The sequence below is a fragment of the Pseudomonas sp. NFX5 genome (assembly GCF_049132125.1).
Taxonomy (GTDB): Bacteria; Pseudomonadota; Gammaproteobacteria; order Pseudomonadales; family Pseudomonadaceae; genus Aquipseudomonas; species Aquipseudomonas marginalis.
On the sequence record NZ_JAFMZG010000006.1, the window covers coordinates 39,516 to 57,477 of the forward strand.

The window sequence follows — 17,962 nt, forward strand, 5'->3', positions numbered from 1 at the left end:
ACTACATAATCACCTTGGAGCTGCGCAGCTCGCTGATGCGCTGCGGGCTCAAGCCCAGCTCCGCCAACACTTCATCACTGTGCGCGCCCACGGCGACGCCAATGTGCCGGGGCGCTGGCAACCCTTCCGAAAACTTCAACGGGCAGGCTATCTGCGCCTGGCTCGAGCCATCGCCCCTGGGCACCTGGCTGACCAGCGCCCGCGCCTTCAACTGCGGATGGGCCACGGCTTCGCTGAGCGTCAGCACCGGCTCCACGCAGGCATCCGCCCCGGCAAACAGCTCGCACAACTGCTCGAAACTGCGCTTCTCGAACTCCACCTGCAAGGCCTGCCTAAGCGCCGGCTGCTGCTCAGGCTTCAAGCCCTGCGCGGCCAACTCCGGGCGGCCCAACGCTTCACACAACTGCTGCATGAAAGCCGGTTCCAGGCTGCCGACCGACATCCAGCGCCCATCTCGCGAGCGGTAGTAATCGTAGAAACTTCCGCCATTGAGCACATGGCTCTCCCGCTCAGGCTCTACACCACACGCCAGGTAACCCGCGCCGGCCATGGCATTCAGGCTGAACGAGCAATCGGTCATGCTCACATCCAGGTATTGGCCGACCCCGCTCTGCTGCCGGGCGATAACGGCCGCCAGCAGCCCCACTACCGCATGCAGCGAACCGCCGCCCACGTCCGCCAACTGCACGCCCAAGGGCAGTGGCCCGCTGTCCCGGCGCCCGGTGTAGCTGGCGACCCCGGCCAGCGCCAGGTAGTTGATGTCATGCCCGGCGCGGTCCTTATAGGGCCCGGTCTGGCCGTAACCGGTGATCGACACATAAATCAGCCGCGGGTTGATCGCCTTCAGCGCCTCATAGCCCAGGCCCAGGCGCTCCATCACGCCGGGGCGGAATTGTTCGAGGACAATGTCGTAGTCCTTGACCAGTTCGCGCACGATCTCCAGCCCTTCGGGCTGTTTCAAATCCAGCGCCAGGCTGCGTTTGTTGCGATTGAGGTAGGCATGGCTGGCCGAAGTCCCCCGGTCATGGGGCGGCAGCACCCGCAGCAGGTCCGTGCGCGTGGGAGATTCGATGCGCAGTACCTCGGCGCCCATGTCCGCCAGCATCAAGGAAGCAAACGGGCCGGGCAGCAAGGTGGAAAAATCCAGTACTTTGAGGGACGCCAAGGGACCTGACATGGAGACTCCATTTGGGTTTCGAATTCCCACAGACTAGGCAGCCTGGCGCCTACCGGCAATCGTCAGAACGATCATCGAGGGTGACCGTTTTGATCATGGCGGGCTTTTTCGTGGCAGCGGCTTTATCATTGCCCCACGTTTGCTTGCAGAGTGTTCCATGAAGTTTGCGATTGCAGTGTTTTCCGCCGCCCACGCGCCCTCCTCGCGCCGCGCCCTGCTGTTTGCACAGGCAGCGTTGGCCGGCGGGCATGAGATTGTGCGGCTGTTTTTCTATCAGGACGGCGTCTACGGCGCCTCCAATAACATCGTTGCACCCCAGGATGAGCAGGACATTGCCCGCCAATGGCGCGAGTTGGTCAATGCGCATCAACTCGACGGCGTGGTGTGCATCGCTGCCGCCTTGCGTCGTGGCGTGCTGAATGCCGAGGAAGCCACGCGCTATCAACGCAGCGCGGCCAACCTGGATGCGCCCTGGGCATTGTCGGGCCTGGGGCAATTGCACGACGCCACCCAGGCCGCCGACCGCCTGATCTGTTTTGGAGGGCCGTGACATGTCCAAATCCTTGTTAGTGATCAGCCGCCAGGCGCCCTGGTCCGGGCCGAGCGCGCGCGAAGCGCTGGATATCGTGCTGGCCGGGGGCGCGTTTGATCTGCCGATCGGCGTGCTGTTCATGGATGACGGCGTGTTCCAACTGGCGCCGCACCAGGACGCCAAGGCCGTGCAGCAAAAAGACCTCAGCGCCAATCTGCAGGCCTTGGGCCTGTTCGGCATCGATGAGGTGTTCGCCTGCCGCCACAGCCTGGGTGAGCGCGGGCTGACGCAGCCGGCCAATGCCCAGTCGCTGGACAGCGAAGCGATCTCCAGGCTGATTGACCGTTACGACCAGGTGATAACCCTCTGATGTCGACTTTACATGTGGTATCTCACTCTCCTTTTACCGATAGCCGCCTCGCCAGTTGCCTGCGTATCTGTGGCGCCGAGGATGCGATCCTGCTCTGCGGCGATGGCGCCTACGGGCTGCACGACCCGGCCCTGCGCACCAAGGGCGTGAAGGTGTTCGTGCTGGCGGAAGACATGCAGGCGCGCAACATGCCGCTGCCGGACTGGGCCGACAGCGTGGACTACCCGGGTTTCGTGCAGCTGTCGCTCGACTACCGCAAGGTCAACACCTGGCTATGAACACCCTGACCGTAGGCCCGCGCACCCTCGAACTGGACAAGGACGGTTACCTCGTCGACCTGAACGAATGGTCCCCTGAGGTGGCCGAGGCCCTGGCCGCCGCCGAAGCCCTGGAGCTGACCCCGGACCATTGGCAGATCCTCGAGCTGCTGCGCCAGTTCTATGCCGAGTTCCAGCTGTCCCCCGCCACGCGCCCGCTGATCAAGTACACCGCCTTGAAGCTGGGCCCGCAAAAGGGCAACAGCCTGCACCTCAACACACTGTTCAACGGCACTCCCGCCAAACTCGCCGCCAAGCTGGCGGGCCTGCCCCGGCCGACGAATTGCTTATGACCGACTTTGCCCCACTGACCCTTGAAACCCCTGCCGAGCATCCGTTTGCGCAGTTCGTGCGCATCCTGGGCAAAGGCAAGCGCGGCGCGCGCAACCTCACCCGCGAAGAGGCCCGCGACGCCATGGGCATGCTGCTCGACGAACAAGTCGAAGACACCCAGCTCGGCGCGTTCCTGATGCTGCTGCGCCACAAGGAAGAAAGCCCGGAAGAACTCGCCGGTTTTACCCAAGCCGTGCGTGAACGCCTGGACGCCCCCGCACTGAATGTGGACGTCGACTGGCCGACCTACGCCGGCAAGAAGCGCCACCTGCCGTGGTTCCTGCTGGCCGCCAAGTGCCTGGCGCAACATGGCGTGCGCATTCTCATGCACGGCGGCGGCGCACACACGGCGGGCCGGCTGTACACCGAACAATTGCTCGAAACCCTGCATATCCCGCTGTGCCGCAATTGGCAGCAGGTCGGGACCGCGTTTGAACAAGGCAACCTGGCGTTTATCCCGCTGGGCGACTGGGCGCCGCAACTGCAACGCATGATCGACCTGCGCAACACCCTGGGCCTGCGCTCGCCGATCCACTCCCTGGCGCGCCTGCTCAACCCGCTGAATGCGCGCTGCGGCCTGCAAAGCATTTTCCACCCCGGTTACCAGGGCGTGCACCGCGATGCCAGCGGCCTGCTTGGCGACCATGTGATCGTGGTCAAGGGCGACGGCGGCGAAGTCGAGATCAACCCCGACACGATCAGTCACCTCTATGGCACCACCGGTGGCGAAAGCTGGGATGAAGAATGGCCCGCCCTCTCCGACCAGCGCCACGTCAAGCCGGCAACCCTGGAGCCTGATCACCTGAAGGCCGTGTGGCGCGGCGACGTAGAAGACAGCTACCCGCAACTGGCGCTGATCGCCACCATGGCCCTGGCCTTGCGCGGCCTCGGCCACCCACGGGAACAAGCGTTCGCATTGGCCCGACAATACTGGGATGCACGGGACAAATCGATTTAATCGATCATTCCCGCCCGGTCTTTGCGCTTTTAGTTCGAACTCATCCCTTTAGACTGGGCTCCAACGCTTATTAGCCAAGGAGCCAGTCATGGGTTTGCTGATCGAAGGACACTGGAAAGACCAGTGGTACGAAAGTAGCGCAGATGGCGCTTTCCAGCGCGAACAGGCCCAGCGCCGCCACTGGGTGACCGCCGATGGCCAGCCGGGGCCCAGCGGCGAAGGCGGCTTCAAGGCCGAGGCCGGTCGTTATCACCTCTATGTGTCCCTGGCCTGCCCCTGGGCCCATCGCACCCTGATCCTGCGCAAGCTCAAGGGCCTGGAAAGCATGATCGACGTGTCCGTGGTCAGCTGGCTGATGCTGGAAAACGGCTGGACCTTCGACAAGGCCCACGGCTCCACCGGCGATAAGCTCGATGGTTTCGAATTCATGCACCAGCGCTATACCGCCGACACCGCCGACTACACCGGCCGCGTCACCGTGCCGGTGCTGTGGGACAAGCAGCTCAACCGCATCGTCAGCAATGAATCGGCAGAGATCATCCGCATGTTCAACAGCGCGTTCAACGGCCTGACCGGCAACACCCTGGACTTCTACCCCGAGGCCCTGCGCCCGGCCATCGATGGGCTGAACGAGCGGATCTACCCGGCCGTGAACAATGGCGTGTACCGCGCAGGCTTTGCCACCTCACAAAAAGCCTATGAAAGCGCGTTTGATGATGTGTTTGCCGAACTGGACCATCTGGAGCAGCACTTGGGCGACCATCGCTACTTGGCCGGCGAGTACCTGACCGAGGCGGATGTGCGCTTGTTCACCACGCTGATTCGTTTTGATGCGGTGTATTACAGCCACTTCAAATGCAATCTGCGGCGGATTGCCGATTATTCGAACCTGTCGAATTGGCTGAGGGAGATGTATCAGTGGCCGGGCGTGGCCGAGACGGTGGATTTCGCACACATCAAGGGGCATTACTATGGGAGCCACCGCACGATCAACCCGACGGCGATTGTGCCGAAGGGGCCGTTGCAGGCGTTTGATGCCGGGCATGATCGAGTGCGGCTGACAGGTCAGGGTGTCTTGAGCTGAGTACGGCTGGCAAGCCCGTCTTGGTGAGCGGGCTTGTCGCAAGAGTGTTGTCAAACCTGAGACTGGGCGCCTTCAAACCACTTCAGCTTCTCGCGCAGCACCACCACCTCACCGACAATCACCAGTGTCGGCGCATGCACTTCATGCTCCGCCACCATGCGCGGCAAGTCTGCCAGGGTGCCGGTAAACACGCGCTGGTTGGACGTGGTGCCCTGTTGGATCAACGCCGCCGGGGTATCCGCGGCACGCCCATGCTTGATCAGTTGCTCACAGATGATCGGCAAGCCAATCAAGCCCATGTAGAACACCAGGGTCTGCGACGGCCCTACCAGGTCACTCCAAGGCAGGTCCGACGTCCCGTTCTTCAAGTGCCCGGTGATAAAGCGTACCGACTGTGCGTAGTCGCGATGGGTCAGCGGAATCCCGGCGTACGCCGCGCAACCACTGGCTGCGGTGATCCCCGGCACCACCTGGAACGGGATGCCATGGGCCGCCAGTTCCTCGATTTCTTCACCGCCACGACCAAAGATGAACGGATCGCCCCCCTTGAGGCGCAGCACGCGCTTGCCTTGCTTGGCCAGGTCCACCAGTTGCTGGTTGATCTGGTCTTGCGGCACGGCGTGGTCGGCGCGGCGCTTGCCGACGTAGATGCGCTCGGCATCACGACGGCATAGCTCCAGAATCGCCGGCGCCACCAAACGGTCGTACAGCACCACGTCGGCTTGCTGCATCAGGCGCAGGGCACGGAAGGTCAGCAGGTCCGGGTCGCCCGGGCCGGCACCGACCAGGTACACCTCGCCCGGCGCATAAGGCGGTGCGCCGTTGACCTTTTCGATCAACAGACGCTCAGCCTCATCGCCCTGCCCGGCCAACTGACGGTCGGCAATCGGCCCTTGGAACACTTCTTCCCAGAACGCCCGACGCTGCTGCACATCCGGGTACAAGCCTTTGACCTGGGCACGAAAGCGCGCCGCCAGCCCGGCCAACTGGCCGTAGGTGGACGGAATCCAGGTTTCCAGCTTGGCCCGGATCAAGCGCGCCAGCACCGGCGCATCGCCGCCGCTGGACACCGCGATCACCAAGGGCGAACGGTCGACAATCGCCGGGAAGATCACGCTGCACAAGGCCGGCGCGTCCACCACATTGACCGGTACGCAACGACGCTTGGCGTCACTGGACACTTGCGCGTTCAATGGCTCGTCGTCGGTCGCCGCGATGATCAGGGTGCAGCCTTCCAGGTCGGCCTCCTGATAACCGCGCAGAATCATTTCCCCGCCACTGCCCTGCACCAACTCGCGCAACTGGTCTTCGATCTGGGGAGCAACCACCCGCAGCACGGCGCCGGCGTCAGCCAGCAGGCGGGATTTGCGCAAGGCAATCTCCCCCCCACCGACGACCAGCACACGACTGCCGCGCAGGTTATGAAACAGCGGCAGGAATTCCATTTAGCGGATGACCTCGACGCCCGCCATGTAAGGCTTGAGCACTTCAGGTACGCGGATCGAACCGTCAGCCTGCTGGTAGTTTTCCAGCACCGCCACCAGGGTGCGACCTACAGCCAGGCCCGAACCGTTGAGGGTGTGCACCAGCTCCGGCTTGCCGGTTTCCGGGTTACGGAAACGCGCCTGCATGCGCCGGGCCTGGAAATCACCGCAGTTGGAGCACGACGAAATCTCGCGGTATTTGTCCTGGCTGGGTACCCACACCTCGAGGTCGTAGGTCTTCACGGCGCTGAAGCCCATGTCGCCGGTGCACAGCGCCAGGACGCGGTACGGCAGCTCCAGCAGCTGCAGGACACGTTCGGCGTTGGCGGTCAGGCCTTCCAGGGCGTCCATGGAGGTCGACGGCTCGACCACTTGCACCATCTCGACCTTGTCGAACTGGTGCTGGCGGATCATGCCGCGGGTGTCACGCCCCGACGCACCGGCTTCACTGCGGAAGCACGGGCTGTGGGCGACGAACTTGAGCGGCAGTTGCTTGGCATCGAGGATCTCGCCGGCAACGATATTGGTCAGCGACACTTCGGCGGTCGGGATCAGGTACAGATCGGCTTCGCCATCGCGGCTGATCTTGAACAGGTCTTCCTCGAACTTCGGCAGCTGGCTGGTGCCCATCAGCGCCGGCGCCTGCACCAGGTACGGAGTGTAAGCCTCTTCGTAACCGTGCTCGCCGGTGTGCAGGTTGATCATGAACTGCGCCAGGGCACGGTGCATGCGTGCGATCGGGCCGCGCAGCAAGGCAAAGCGCGCACCGGACATTTTGGCGGCGGTTTCGAAATCCAGGCCACCGGTCAATTCGCCCAGGGCGACGTGGTCCTTGATCTCGAAATCAAAGGCCGTTGGCGTGCCCCAGCGGCGCACTTCGACGTTGCCGTCTTCGTCGTCGCCAATCGGCACGGACTCGTGCGGCAGGTTGGGGATGCCCAGCAGGATCGAATCCAGCTCGGACTGAATGCCTTCCAGCTCGACCTTGCCGTCGGACAGCTCGGTGCCCATGCGCTCGACGTCCGCCATCAACGGCGCGATGTCTTCGCCACGTTGCTTGGCCTGACCGATGGATTTGGAACGCGCATTCCGCTCAGCCTGCAGTGCTTCGGTGCGGGTCTGGACGGTCTTGCGCTGTTCTTCCAGCGCTTCGATGCGCGCAACATCCAAGGCAAAGCCACGGGATGCCAGGCGGTCCGCTACGTCCTGAAGGTTGCTACGTAACAGTTTGGAATCGAGCATGTCGGTCTCTCGTTTATCAAAGTTTGGTCAAGGACAGGCCGGCCCAGGTGGCGAGCAGCCCGCCGAACACGCTGATGCCCAGGTACCCGAAGGCGACCAGGGCCTGCCCGCTTTCCAGCAGGCGCAGCGTATCCAGTGAAAAGGATGAAAAGGTCGTCAGACCGCCTACAAAGCCGACAATCAAGCCGGCGCGAATTTCAATCGGTACTTCCGGGCGCAACAGGAACCAGCCGTACAACAACCCGATGATCAGGCAACCCACCAGGTTGACCGCCAGGGTCGCCGCATAAAAATGCTTCGGCCAATTGGCGCTCACCCAAGTACCGGTGGCGAAACGCAATAATGTACCAGCGATGCCGGCTGCGGACACGGCAAGAATCGTCTTGAACACTACTTTCTCCGCTGTTTGGGGCTGAGGCGGTCGAGTTGGGCGAGGTGATTGAGCTTTTCACCGATCTTCAGCTCCAGGCCGCGGGGCACCGGCTGGTAGAACGGCTGCGGCTCAAGCTCATCGGGGAAATAGTCTTCGCCGGCGGCATAGGCGTCCGGCTCATCATGGGCATAGCGGTATTCATCACCGTAGCCCAGTTGTTTCATCAACTTGGTCGGCGCATTGCGCAGGTGCAGCGGCACTTCGAGGGAGCCGTGTTCGGCGGCCGCACGCAGGGCGGACTTGAAGCCCATGTACACCGCGTTGCTTTTCGGTGCGCAGGCCAGGTACGTGATGGCCTGGGCCACCGCCAGCTCGCCTTCCGGGCTGCCGAGGCGCTCCTGCACTTCCCAGGCCGCCAGGCATAGGCTCAAGGCACGCGGGTCGGCGTTGCCGATGTCTTCACTGGCCATGCGCACCACGCGGCGGGCCAGGTACAGTGGGTCGCAGCCGCCGTCGATCATGCGCGCAAACCAATACAGCGCGCCGTCCGGGTTGGAGCCGCGCACGGATTTGTGCAGCGCCGAAATCTGGTCGTAGAAAGCTTCGCCGCCCTTGTCGAAACGTCGACGCGTATCGCCGAGCAGGCTTTGCAACAGGTCGACGCCAATCTCGCTGCCGTCTTCGGCGAGGTCGGAGGCGTTCTCCAGCAGGTTGAGAAAGCGGCGACCGTCGCCGTCGGCAGCGCTGAGCAGGATCTTGAAGCCTTCGTCGCTGAGGCTCAGCTGACGCTTGCCCAGGCCCTTGTCTTCGCTCAAGGCACGGTGCAACAGCTTCTGCATCGCGGCTTCGTCGAGGCTCTTGAGCACATAGACCCGCGCCCGCGAGAGCAACGCATTGTTCAATTCAAACGAAGGGTTTTCGGTGGTGGCACCGATAAAAATCAGCGTGCCATCCTCGACGTAGGGCAAAAACGCATCCTGCTGAGACTTGTTGAAGCGATGCACTTCGTCGACAAACAGGATGGTGCGCTTGCCGTACTGCCCGGCCTGCTGCTTGGCCACCTCGACAGCCTGGCGGATCTCCTTGACCCCGGCCAGCACGGCCGAGACCGTTTCGAAGTGTGCATCCGAGACTTTTGCCAGCAGCCGCGCCAGGGTGGTCTTACCCACGCCCGGCGGCCCCCAGAAAATCATCGAGTGCAGCGCACCCTGCTCCAGGGCTTCGCGCAACGGCTTGCCGCGAGCGAGCAGGTGTTCCTGACCGACGTACTCATCCAGGTTGGTCGAGCGCAGGCGCGCGGCCAAAGGCTGGGCAATCGGGTCACTTCGAAACAGATCCATGGGCAGCGTTTGAAACCTCTGGGCAGTTTATTCCTGGATCACGTCGGCACCCTTGGGGATGTCGAACTTGAACTTGGACGCCGGTACCGGCTGGTTGGCCTTGACCCCGGAGAACAGGATATCGGTGCGCTGGCCGACGCTGTCGACCAGGCGCATGTTGTTGATCACGCCGTTGCCGAACGACAGGGACAGCGTGTCAAACAGCGTGTCCTTGGATTTCGGCTTGAGGGTGAACTCGATCACGTTGCTGGTCTGCTTGGAGGTGATGTCGAAGCTGTCGTTGATTTTCGACACGTCGCCCGAGAGCAGCAGCGCCGGCGTCTGGTTCAGGCGCGGGTCGAGCTTCTTGATGGTGGCCTGCTCCAGGTCCGGGTCCCACAGGGTGACTTTCTGGCCGTCCGAGACAATGGTCTGCTCGGCCTTGCCTTCGGTGTGCCAGTAGAACAGCCCTGGGCGCTGCACGGCCATCTCGCCGGCGGTTTCCTGCAACTGGGTGCCACCGGCATCCAGGGTGAGCTGGGAGAAGCGCGCAGTCAGGGTCTGGGATTTGTCCAACAGGTTTTTCAGGCTGGCGACGGAGGCCGGGTCAGCGTGGGCCGAAACAGCGGTCAGGGCCAGTACCGGCAACAACAGCATGCGGATAAGACGCATGGGAGTCCTCATTGAGTCGTAAGGGCGCGCCGCGTGCTGCCACGCGGCACGGAATCAGTCGCGCATCTGCCCGGGGGCGATGACTTCGCGCGAGCCGTTGGTGTTCATGGCAGTGACGACGCCAGCGTTTTCCATGGCTTCGATCATGCGCGCAGCGCGGTTATAGCCGATCTTCAGCTTGCGCTGCACCGCAGAAATCGAGGCGCGGCGGCTTTCCAGCACGAAGGCCACGGCTTCGTCATACAGCGCGTCGGTTTCGGCATCGTCGTCGCCACCGCTGCTGCCGCCGTCGAAGCCGCTGCCGGCCTCTTCGACACCGGCAAGGATGTCGTCGTTGTATTCGGGTGCGCCACGCAGCTTCCAGGCTTCCACCACGCGGTGCACTTCATCGTCGGAGACGAAGGCGCCGTGGACCCGGATCGGCAGGCTGGTGCCGGGCGGCATATAGAGCATGTCGCCGTGGCCCAGCAGTTGCTCGGCACCGCCCTGGTCGATGATGGTCCGTGAGTCGATCTTGCTCGACACCTGGAACGCCATGCGGGTCGGGATGTTGGCCTTGATCAGGCCGGTGATCACGTCCACCGACGGACGCTGGGTGGCAAGGATCAAGTGAATACCCGCCGCCCGCGCCTTCTGGGCGATACGGGCGATCAGTTCTTCGACCTTCTTGCCGACGATCATCATCATGTCGGCGAACTCGTCGACCACCACCACGATGGTCGGCAGCTTGCCCAGCAGCGGAGCCTCGTCGTGGATACTTTCGCGCTTGTACAGCGGGTCGGTCAGCGGCGTGCCGGCGTCCTGGGCTTCCTTGACCTTGGCGTTGAAGCCCGACAGGTTACGTACGCCCATCTTCGCCATCAGTTTGTAGCGGCGCTCCATCTCGGCCACGCTCCAGCGCAGGGCGTTGGCGGCGTCCTTCATGTCGGTGACCACCGGGCAGAGCAGGTGCGGAATGCCTTCGTAGATCGACAGTTCGAGCATCTTCGGGTCGATCATGATCAGCTTGGCGTCTTCCGGGCCGGACTTGAACAGGATCGACAGGATCATCGCGTTCACGCCCACCGATTTACCCGAACCGGTGGTACCGGCCACCAGCAGGTGAGGCATTTTGGCGAGATCGGTGATCACCGGCTTGCCGCCGATGTCGTGGCCCAGGGCCAGGGTGACCGGCGACTTGAAGTTGTCGTATTCGGGCGTCGACAGCACTTCGGAGAAACGCACGATCTGGCGGTCCTCGTTGGGAATCTCGATACCCACGGTGGTCTTGCCCGGGATCACTTCCACCACGCGCACGCTGGTCACGGCCAGGGAGCGCGCCAGGTCCTTGGCCAGGTTGGAAATGCGGCTGACCTTGACGCCGGCAGCCGGCTGGATTTCGTAACGGGTAATCACCGGGCCGGGATGGATCGAGTCCACCGACACCTCGACGCCGAACTCCTTGAGCTTGATTTCCAGCAGATGGCCGACGGCCGCCAGGGACTCAGGGGAATAGTTGAGCTGTTTCTTTTCGGCCGGATCGAGGATCGAGATCGGCGGCAAGGTGCCTTCCACGGCGCTGTCGACAAACAACGGCGCCTGTTTCTCTTTCTGCACGCGGTGGCTCGGCTCGGCCGGCTTGGGCGGCGCCGGGGCGATCACCGGCGGTACCTGCTTCTCGCGGTCCGACATGTGCTTGCTCAGGGCCTGCTCGCGTTCGATCAGGCGTTCCTTGACCTTGGCCTGCTCACGGCGGTCCGGTGTGCTTGGGGCCACCACTTCGTTGACGCGGGTATCCACCTCGCGCAACTGGGCCACCATGCGCTTGCGTTCGACCCGGGCGGCCCACCAGCGGTTGGCAGCGCCCTGGAACAGCTCCAGCAGGTCGAGGGTGATCTTGCCCGTCACGTCCATCACCTTGAACCACGACAGGTCGGTGAACACGGTGAGGCCAAACAGGAACAGCGCGATAAACATCAGGGTGCTGCCCTGGATATTCAGGGTCTTGCGCGCCAGGTCGCCGAGGCTCTCGCCCAGCGCCCCACCCGCACCCGCCGGCAGGCCGGTGGGTGCGTGAAAATGAATATGCGCCAGCGCGGCACCGGACAGCACCAGGAATACCAGGCCGATCAGGCGCCACGAAAACAGCCAGCCGCTCCACTGCCACGGCTCATGACGCTGGCGGAAGATCTGCCAGGTCTTGATCGCCAGCAACAACGGGAAGATATAGGCGAAGTAACCCAGCACCATGAACAGGATGTCGGCGCTGTAGGAGCCGGCAGGCCCACCGAAGTTCTGCACGTCTTCGATCTTGCTGTTGTGGCTCCAGCCCGGATCGTCCTTGCCATAGGTGAGCAAGGCCATCATCAAGAACAGGCACAGCGCGCCGATAGCGATCAGCGCGCCTTCCTTGAGTCGATAGTGCAGGTGCTGGCGCCAGGCCGGCACGACGGCTGCTTTAGGTGTTGCGGCGGATTTCTTCAAAACGGGTCTTTTCCTGCGCCTGTTAGCGCGTCCATCTGTTGAATAAGTGCAAATACTGCCCAATCCGAGCAGTTGAAAAATGAACGAACGTCGTGGAATCTACTTTTAACACTGGGCGATTGCTGGATGAAATGGCGATAACGCCACAATGGCCGCATTGTACGGGTTTGTGTTGCGGTTGCCACGCCACTTGGCTTTCTTCAGGCAGCATAGCCAATTGTGTGTCACAACATGTTCAATTTGAGCATGCATTGTCTTTGCTGACAAAGGCTTATGAGCTGTTTTTACCAATCCAGGCAAGCTTGGCAAATGGCCTGCATGGGCCAGACCCGATTACGACCACGTCTCACGCAGAGAGTTGCAGAAACACCCGCTCACGCTTATGCACGCCAACAGCCGATTCGGGCTGGCCCCACAGCGCTGCGTCGACAATAATCACACCCCTTGGGGCACGCGATCCGCCTGCCACTCCCCTCCCCTTCCGCAAGCCTGGATGCCATGCTGACCTGGTTACAACGCGACTCACTGACATTCCCCCCGCTGGCCAAGGCCATGCGCGAACCCAATGGCCTGCTCGCCGCCGGCGGCGACCTGTCGGCCGAGCGACTGGTGCAAGCCTACCGCCACGGTTGCTTTCCCTGGTTCTCGGAGGGCCAGCCGATCCTCTGGTGGTCGCCGGACCCGCGCACCGTGATATTCCCCGACGAGCTGCATGTCTCCCGCAGCCTGGGCAAACTATTGCGCCAGCAGCGCTATACCGTGACCTTCGACCAGGACTTTGCCGCCGTCATCCAGGCGTGCGCCGCGCCGCGTGCGTATGCCGATGGCACCTGGATCACCGAAGGCATACAGAGCGCCTACCTGACGCTGCACCAGCGCGGTTACGCCCATTCGGTGGAGGTATGGGACAACGGCGAGCTGGTAGGCGGCCTGTATGGCCTGGCGATGGGCCAGCTGTTCTTCGGCGAGTCGATGTTCAGCCGTGCCGACAACGCCTCGAAATTCGGCTTTGCCACATTGACCCGGCAATTGCAGGCCTGGGGCTTTGTACTGATCGACTGCCAGATGCCCAACGACCACCTGCACAGCCTGGGTGCCCGCGCCATATCCCGCAGCGACTTTGCAGGTTTCCTGCGCAACCATCTGGACCAACCCAACGCAGGGCCATGGGTTTCTTAGGCGACATCCGCACACCTGGCTTACACTTATTTCAAAGCTTATCCGAGGGTTGATCATGACCGAGTTGGCGCGTTTGAAGTTTTATGCCACTCAACCCCACTCTTGCAGCTATCTGCCCGACGAGCAGGCCACCACGCTGTTCCTCGACCCCAGCCAGCCAATGGATGTGCACGTGTATGCCGATCTCTCGGAAATGGGTTTTCGACGCAGCGGCGATCATCTGTACCGGCCCCACTGCCAGAACTGCAATGCCTGCGTGCCGGCACGCATCCCCGTGGCGCAGTTTCTGCCGGACCGCAATCAGAAGCGCATCCTCAAGCGCAATGCCGACCTGACGGTGGCAGCTGCCAAGCCGCGATTCACCGAAGAGTATTTCGACCTGTACCAGCGCTATATCGAGCAGCGCCACGCCGACGGCGATATGTTCCCACCGAGCCGAGACCAGTTTTCCACCTTCCTGGTGCGCGACCTGCCGTTCTCGCGCTTTTACGAATTTCGCGCGGACGGCCGCCTGGTGGCCGTCGCCGTGACCGATTTGCTGCCTAACGGCCTGTCAGCGGTCTACACCTTCTACGAGCCGGCCGAAGAGCGACGCAGCCTCGGGCGTTTCGCGATTCTCTGGCAAATCGGTGAAGCACTGCGCCTGGAACTCGAGGCGGTGTACCTCGGATACTGGATCAAGAACTGCAAAAAGATGAATTACAAGACCCAATATCGCCCCATAGAACTGCTGATTAATCAAAGATGGGTCACGCTTAACTAGAACCCCTTGGCTTAAACACCCTTTTTCGGGCACAATGCACGCCGCTTTTGCCTGGCGCAGTTGCACCGGGCCATTCACTGGATACCGAGGGCTTTACTGCATGTCGAAAGAAGACAGCTTCGAAATGGAAGGCACTGTCGTCGACACCCTGCCCAACACCATGTTTCGTGTGGAGTTGGAAAATGGGCACGTCGTAACCGCGCATATCTCCGGCAAGATGCGCAAGAACTACATTCGTATTCTTACCGGTGACAAAGTGCGCGTCGAGCTGACGCCCTATGACTTGAGCAAAGGGCGTATCACTTACCGCGCTCGCTAAGCAAGTCAATACAAGACGCCCGGTTATGCCGGGCGTTTTTGTGTGCATGGGATTTCTCAAACACCGAGGGATCCTGCGGGAGGGGGCAAGCCCCATTCTGAGAATTGCATTTCAAGACAGCAAAAAGGCGCCTTTCGGCGCCTTTTGCGTTGTTACAGAACGATCAGGCCATTTCAGCCGTGGTTTCGAACTCGAAGGTCAGCTCGCCATCCTTCAGGTCGATATGCACCACGCCACCATGGTCGGAAAGCTCGCCAAACAGGATCTCTTCGGCCAGCGGCCGCTTGATCTTGTCCTGGATCAGGCGCGCCATCGGGCGAGCGCCCATTGCCGCGTCGTAGCCACCTTCGGCGATCCAGCTGCGCGCCGCTTCCGTGACATCCAGTTGCACGCGCTTGTCTTCCAACTGCGCCTGAAGCTCGGTAAGGAACTTGTCCACCACACTCTTGATGACCTCATGGCTGAGGCGACCAAACTGGATAATGGTGTCCAGGCGGTTGCGGAACTCCGGCGTGAAGCTCTTCTTGATCACTTCCATCGCATCGGACGAGTGATCCTGGTGGGTAAAGCCGATCGAAGCCCGCGCGGCCGTCTCGGCACCGGCGTTGGTGGTCATGATCAGGATGACATTGCGGAAGTCCGCCTTGCGCCCGTTGTTGTCGGTCAGGGTCCCGTGGTCCATTACCTGCAGCAGCAGGTTGAAGACTTCCGGGTGGGCCTTCTCGATTTCATCGAGCAGCAGTACGCAATGGGGCTGCTTGGTAATCGCTTCGGTCAACAGACCGCCCTGGTCGAAACCGACATAGCCCGGAGGCGCACCGATCAGGCGCGACACGGTGTGACGCTCCATGTATTCGGACATGTCGAAGCGCACCAGCTCGATCCCCATGGCCTTGGCCAATTGCCGCGCCGCCTCGGTCTTGCCGACACCGGTAGGACCGGCGAACAGGAACGAACCGACAGGCTTGTCCGGCGACTTGAGGCCCGCACGCGACAGCTTGATCGCAGTGGACAGCGCGTCGATCGCTGCGTCCTGGCCGAACACGGTGAGCTTGAGGTCGCGCTCCAGGTTACGCAGCAGCTCCTTGTCAGAACTGTTGACGTGTTTTGGTGGAATCCGCGCGATCTTCGCGACAATGTCCTCGACCTGAGGCACGTCGATGCGCTTAACACGCTTCTCGACCGGCTGCAGGCGTTGGTAGGCCCCGGCCTCGTCGATCACATCGATGGCCTTGTCCGGCATATGCCGGTCATTGATGTAGCGCGACGCCAGCTCAGCGGCCGCACGCAACGCCTCATCGGTGTACTCGATGCCGTGGTGCGCTTCAAACCGCCCCTTGAGCCCGCGCAGGATGCCGATGGTGTCTTCGACCGACGGCTCGGACACGTCGACTTTCTGGAAGCGACGCGCCAGGGCACGGTCTTTCTCGAAGATGCCGCGGAATTCCTGAAAGGTGGTCGAACCGATGCAGCGGATATCACCCGACGACAACAACGGCTTGAGCAGGTTGGAAGCATCCATCACCCCACCGGATGCCGCACCCGCACCAATGATGGTGTGGATCTCGTCGATGAACAGGATCGCCTGCGGGCGTTTTTTCAGCTCGCCGAGCAGAGCCTTGAAGCGCTTCTCGAAATCGCCACGGTACTTGGTCCCGGCGAGCAACGCGCCCAGGTCAAGGGAGTAGACGACACTGTTGGCCAGCAGGTCCGGCACCTGGTTGTCGACGATGCGCTTGGCCAGGCCTTCGGCAATCGCGGTCTTGCCCACGCCCGCCTCACCCACCAGCAACGGGTTGTTCTTGCGACGGCGCGCCAGGATCTGCGCTACGCGCTCAACCTCAAGCTCACGCCCCACCAGCGGATCGATCCGCCCCTGGCGCGCCAGCTCGTTGAGGTTGCTGGCATAGGCATCCAGCGGGTTGCTTGAAGAAGAAGACTCACCGCCCTCGTCGTCCTGCATATCCTGCTCACCCTCGGAATGATCGCCGTGCCCAGGCACCTTGGAGATACCGTGGGCGATGTAGTTGACGACATCGATACGGGCAACGCTCTGCTGCTTGAGCAGGAACACTGCCTGGCTTTCCTGTTCGCTGAAGATCGCCACAAGCACATTGGCGCCTGTGACTTCACGCTTACCGGAGCTCTGTACGTGGAAAACAGCACGCTGCAATACCCGCTGGAAGCCCAGGGTTGGCTGGGTCTCGCGGTCCTCGTCATGCACGGGGATCAGTGGCGTGGTGGAGTCGATAAACTCCTGCAGGTCATGCTTGAGCTTGTCGAGATTGGCGCCGCACGCACGCAGAACCGTGGCGGCAGCTTCGTTATCCAAAAGTGCCAGCAGCAGGTGTTCGACGGTCATGAATTCATGACGCTTCGAACGAGCCTCCTTGAAGGCAAGATTGAGGGTGACTTCGAGCTCGCGGTTTAACATAGCTTCACCTCATACCCAAGTGGTCGGCGTTAACCGTCCTTCTCGATTTCACAGAGTAGCGGATGCTGGCTTTCCCTGGCGTACTGGTTGACCTGCATGGCCTTTGTCTCGGCGATGTCACGGGTAAACACTCCACATACTGCCCGTCCTTCTGTGTGAACGGCCAGCATTACCTTGGTCGCCAACTCGCGGTTCAGGTTAAAAAACACCTCGAGCACTTCGACCACGAAATCCATCGGTGTGTAGTCATCGTTGAACAAAACCACCTTGTACATCGGCGGCGCCTGTAAAGCAGGCTTGGCCTCCTGAACAGCAATGCCTGCAGAACCGTCGTCATCGTGTTCGTGATCCGGTCGATCCTGATTGAATGTTAGTCGAATCTGGCTGATTGCATGCATGGAAAGAAAGGTTCGTCAGTGGTTCAAATACAGTGGTGGGGGCGACCTGTCAGAATTTCAACTCCTGACCACCCGGTCGCCTTGACTATCGGCAAATCGGTGTTACAACCAATAGAACCCACAGTGGGTAAAAAAGGTCCGCGCAGTCAACCTTATTTATTCGGGTTAGGACGGATAAACTGGATGATACTCCAGTGATGGAGTCTGGTGCAGAGGGATATGGGTATGTCTGGCGTCAAGATCAGTGGCAAGGTCAAGTGGTTCAACAATGCCAAGGGATATGGCTTTGTTAATGAAGACGGTAAAACCGAGGACCTTTTTGCGCACTACTCAGCGATTAACATGGATGGGTACAAAACGCTGAAGGCGGGCCAAGCTGTGAGCTTTGAAATCATTCAAGGACCGAAAGGGCTGCACGCCGTGAATATCGGTGCAGTGAAAGCCGAAACACATGAAAAAAACACGCCATCAACCGCTCATAACGAAAAGAAACAAACGGCCTGACACCCCGCGAAGCGAGTGACATGCGATAAAAAACCGGCCGC

Annotated in this window: 19 protein-coding genes; 10 read left to right on the forward strand and 9 right to left on the reverse strand. The window is 61.5% G+C overall.

The features are described from left to right. Position 1: 1 nt before the first annotated feature. Entirely contained in the window at positions 2 to 1,177 is a 1,176-nt protein-coding gene (locus J1N02_RS01625; RefSeq protein WP_027606354.1) for a CaiB/BaiF CoA transferase family protein, read from the reverse strand. A 157-nt stretch (positions 1,178 to 1,334) separates the two neighbouring features. Here J1N02_RS01625 and tusD point away from each other — a divergent pair, with 157 nt between their 5' ends. The 6 genes from tusD to J1N02_RS01655 all read left to right on the forward strand — a co-directional run bounded on the left by tusD (position 1,335) and on the right by J1N02_RS01655 (position 4,771). After that, on the forward strand, positions 1,335 to 1,727 hold the full coding sequence (gene tusD, locus J1N02_RS01630; protein WP_027606353.1) for a sulfurtransferase complex subunit TusD: 393 nt from the start codon (positions 1,335 to 1,337) through the stop codon (positions 1,725 to 1,727). 1 nt (position 1,728) lies between these two features. Further along, positions 1,729 to 2,079: a sulfurtransferase complex subunit TusC gene (gene tusC, locus J1N02_RS01635; RefSeq protein WP_027606352.1), complete on the forward strand. Its 351-nt coding sequence runs from the start codon at positions 1,729 to 1,731 to the stop codon at positions 2,077 to 2,079. Continuing rightward, positions 2,079 to 2,357 carry a sulfurtransferase complex subunit TusB gene (gene tusB / locus J1N02_RS01640; protein WP_421147093.1) on the forward strand — a complete coding sequence of 93 codons (279 nt, stop codon included), beginning with the start codon at positions 2,079 to 2,081 and terminating at the stop codon, positions 2,355 to 2,357. Before tusC ends, tusB begins: the two co-directional genes overlap by 1 nt. Further along, positions 2,354 to 2,689, forward strand: coding sequence for a TusE/DsrC/DsvC family sulfur relay protein (locus J1N02_RS01645; protein WP_027606350.1), 336 nt, complete (start codon positions 2,354 to 2,356; stop codon positions 2,687 to 2,689). The genes tusB and J1N02_RS01645 overlap by 4 nt, the downstream gene beginning before the upstream one ends. Then, complete coding sequence (locus J1N02_RS01650) at positions 2,686 to 3,687, forward strand: glycosyl transferase family protein (protein ID WP_027606349.1); 1,002 nt, start codon at positions 2,686 to 2,688, stop codon at positions 3,685 to 3,687. The genes J1N02_RS01645 and J1N02_RS01650 overlap by 4 nt, the downstream gene beginning before the upstream one ends. Before the next feature lie 88 nt (positions 3,688 to 3,775). Then, positions 3,776 to 4,771 carry a glutathione S-transferase family protein gene (locus J1N02_RS01655; RefSeq protein ID WP_368962772.1) on the forward strand — a complete coding sequence of 332 codons (996 nt, stop codon included), beginning with the start codon at positions 3,776 to 3,778 and terminating at the stop codon, positions 4,769 to 4,771. 50 nt (positions 4,772 to 4,821) lie between these two features. On the opposite strand, the gene cysG is transcribed toward J1N02_RS01655, so the two are convergent. From cysG to J1N02_RS01685, 6 genes are read right to left on the reverse strand one after another with little or no spacing between them, the layout of a single operon-like run. Then, positions 4,822 to 6,216 carry a siroheme synthase CysG gene (cysG, locus tag J1N02_RS01660; RefSeq protein ID WP_027606347.1) on the reverse strand — a complete coding sequence of 465 codons (1,395 nt, stop codon included), beginning with the start codon at positions 6,214 to 6,216 and terminating at the stop codon, positions 4,822 to 4,824. Then, entirely contained in the window at positions 6,217 to 7,497 is a 1,281-nt protein-coding gene (gene serS / locus J1N02_RS01665) for a serine--tRNA ligase (RefSeq protein ID WP_027606346.1), read from the reverse strand. Between the two features lie 16 nt (positions 7,498 to 7,513). Further along, positions 7,514 to 7,888 (reverse strand): fluoride efflux transporter CrcB, encoded by a 375-nt coding sequence (gene crcB / locus J1N02_RS01670; RefSeq protein ID WP_027606345.1) that lies wholly within the window; start codon positions 7,886 to 7,888, stop codon positions 7,514 to 7,516. Continuing rightward, positions 7,888 to 9,210 carry a replication-associated recombination protein A gene (locus tag J1N02_RS01675; RefSeq protein ID WP_027606344.1) on the reverse strand — a complete coding sequence of 441 codons (1,323 nt, stop codon included), beginning with the start codon at positions 9,208 to 9,210 and terminating at the stop codon, positions 7,888 to 7,890. The genes crcB and J1N02_RS01675 overlap by 1 nt, the downstream gene beginning before the upstream one ends. 27 nt (positions 9,211 to 9,237) lie before the next feature. Further along, positions 9,238 to 9,861: an outer membrane lipoprotein chaperone LolA gene (gene lolA, locus J1N02_RS01680; protein WP_027606343.1), complete on the reverse strand. Its 624-nt coding sequence runs from the start codon at positions 9,859 to 9,861 to the stop codon at positions 9,238 to 9,240. A 54-nt stretch (positions 9,862 to 9,915) separates the two neighbouring features. After that, positions 9,916 to 12,324: a DNA translocase FtsK gene (locus J1N02_RS01685; RefSeq protein WP_027606342.1), complete on the reverse strand. Its 2,409-nt coding sequence runs from the start codon at positions 12,322 to 12,324 to the stop codon at positions 9,916 to 9,918. 498 nt (positions 12,325 to 12,822) lie between these two features. On the opposite strand from J1N02_RS01685, the gene aat reads away from it, so the two are divergent. The 3 genes from aat (at position 12,823) to infA (ending at position 14,585) form a co-directional block, all read left to right on the forward strand. Continuing rightward, positions 12,823 to 13,503 carry a leucyl/phenylalanyl-tRNA--protein transferase gene (gene aat, locus J1N02_RS01690; RefSeq protein WP_027606341.1) on the forward strand — a complete coding sequence of 227 codons (681 nt, stop codon included), beginning with the start codon at positions 12,823 to 12,825 and terminating at the stop codon, positions 13,501 to 13,503. Between the two features lie 55 nt (positions 13,504 to 13,558). Then, entirely contained in the window at positions 13,559 to 14,266 is a 708-nt protein-coding gene (locus tag J1N02_RS01695; protein WP_027606340.1) for an arginyltransferase, read from the forward strand. A 100-nt stretch (positions 14,267 to 14,366) separates the two neighbouring features. Further along, on the forward strand, positions 14,367 to 14,585 hold the full coding sequence (infA, locus tag J1N02_RS01700; protein ID WP_002553999.1) for a translation initiation factor IF-1: 219 nt from the start codon (positions 14,367 to 14,369) through the stop codon (positions 14,583 to 14,585). Positions 14,586 to 14,748: 163 nt separating this feature from the next. Here infA and clpA read toward each other — a convergent pair whose 3' ends face one another. Then, a complete protein-coding gene (clpA, locus tag J1N02_RS01705; RefSeq protein ID WP_027606339.1) occupies positions 14,749 to 17,019 on the reverse strand; it encodes an ATP-dependent Clp protease ATP-binding subunit ClpA in 2,271 nt (756 codons plus the stop codon). 29 nt (positions 17,020 to 17,048) lie between these two features. Beyond that, positions 17,049 to 17,417, reverse strand: coding sequence for an ATP-dependent Clp protease adapter ClpS (clpS, locus tag J1N02_RS01710; RefSeq protein ID WP_010567912.1), 369 nt, complete (start codon positions 17,415 to 17,417; stop codon positions 17,049 to 17,051). Positions 17,418 to 17,642: 225 nt separating this feature from the next. On the opposite strand from clpS, the gene cspD reads away from it, so the two are divergent. After that, positions 17,643 to 17,921 (forward strand): cold shock domain-containing protein CspD, encoded by a 279-nt coding sequence (gene cspD / locus J1N02_RS01715; protein ID WP_043293603.1) that lies wholly within the window; start codon positions 17,643 to 17,645, stop codon positions 17,919 to 17,921. The last annotated feature ends 41 nt before the right edge of the window (positions 17,922 to 17,962 follow it).

Excerpts from the sequence above, each read along its gene's own strand:
- J1N02_RS01625 (WP_027606354.1), bottom strand. The coding sequence starts at position 1,177 with ATGTCAGGTCCCTTGGCGTCCCTCAAAGTACTGGATTTTTCCACCTTG.
- tusD (WP_027606353.1), top strand. The coding sequence starts at position 1,335 with ATGAAGTTTGCGATTGCAGTGTTTTCCGCCGCCCACGCGCCCTCCTCG.
- tusC (WP_027606352.1), top strand. The coding sequence starts at position 1,729 with ATGTCCAAATCCTTGTTAGTGATCAGCCGCCAGGCGCCCTGGTCCGGG.
- tusB (WP_421147093.1), top strand. The coding sequence starts at position 2,079 with ATGTCGACTTTACATGTGGTATCTCACTCTCCTTTTACCGATAGCCGC.
- J1N02_RS01645 (WP_027606350.1), top strand. The coding sequence starts at position 2,354 with ATGAACACCCTGACCGTAGGCCCGCGCACCCTCGAACTGGACAAGGAC.
- J1N02_RS01650 (WP_027606349.1), top strand. The coding sequence starts at position 2,686 with ATGACCGACTTTGCCCCACTGACCCTTGAAACCCCTGCCGAGCATCCG.
- J1N02_RS01655 (WP_368962772.1), top strand. The coding sequence starts at position 3,776 with ATGGGTTTGCTGATCGAAGGACACTGGAAAGACCAGTGGTACGAAAGT.
- cysG (WP_027606347.1), bottom strand. The coding sequence starts at position 6,216 with ATGGAATTCCTGCCGCTGTTTCATAACCTGCGCGGCAGTCGTGTGCTG.
- serS (WP_027606346.1), bottom strand. The coding sequence starts at position 7,497 with ATGCTCGATTCCAAACTGTTACGTAGCAACCTTCAGGACGTAGCGGAC.
- J1N02_RS01675 (WP_027606344.1), bottom strand. The coding sequence starts at position 9,210 with ATGGATCTGTTTCGAAGTGACCCGATTGCCCAGCCTTTGGCCGCGCGC.
- lolA (WP_027606343.1), bottom strand. The coding sequence starts at position 9,861 with ATGCGTCTTATCCGCATGCTGTTGTTGCCGGTACTGGCCCTGACCGCT.
- aat (WP_027606341.1), top strand. The coding sequence starts at position 12,823 with ATGCTGACCTGGTTACAACGCGACTCACTGACATTCCCCCCGCTGGCC.
- J1N02_RS01695 (WP_027606340.1), top strand. The coding sequence starts at position 13,559 with ATGACCGAGTTGGCGCGTTTGAAGTTTTATGCCACTCAACCCCACTCT.
- infA (WP_002553999.1), top strand. The coding sequence starts at position 14,367 with ATGTCGAAAGAAGACAGCTTCGAAATGGAAGGCACTGTCGTCGACACC.
- clpA (WP_027606339.1), bottom strand. The coding sequence starts at position 17,019 with ATGTTAAACCGCGAGCTCGAAGTCACCCTCAATCTTGCCTTCAAGGAG.
- clpS (WP_010567912.1), bottom strand. The coding sequence starts at position 17,417 with ATGCATGCAATCAGCCAGATTCGACTAACATTCAATCAGGATCGACCG.
- cspD (WP_043293603.1), top strand. The coding sequence starts at position 17,643 with ATGTCTGGCGTCAAGATCAGTGGCAAGGTCAAGTGGTTCAACAATGCC.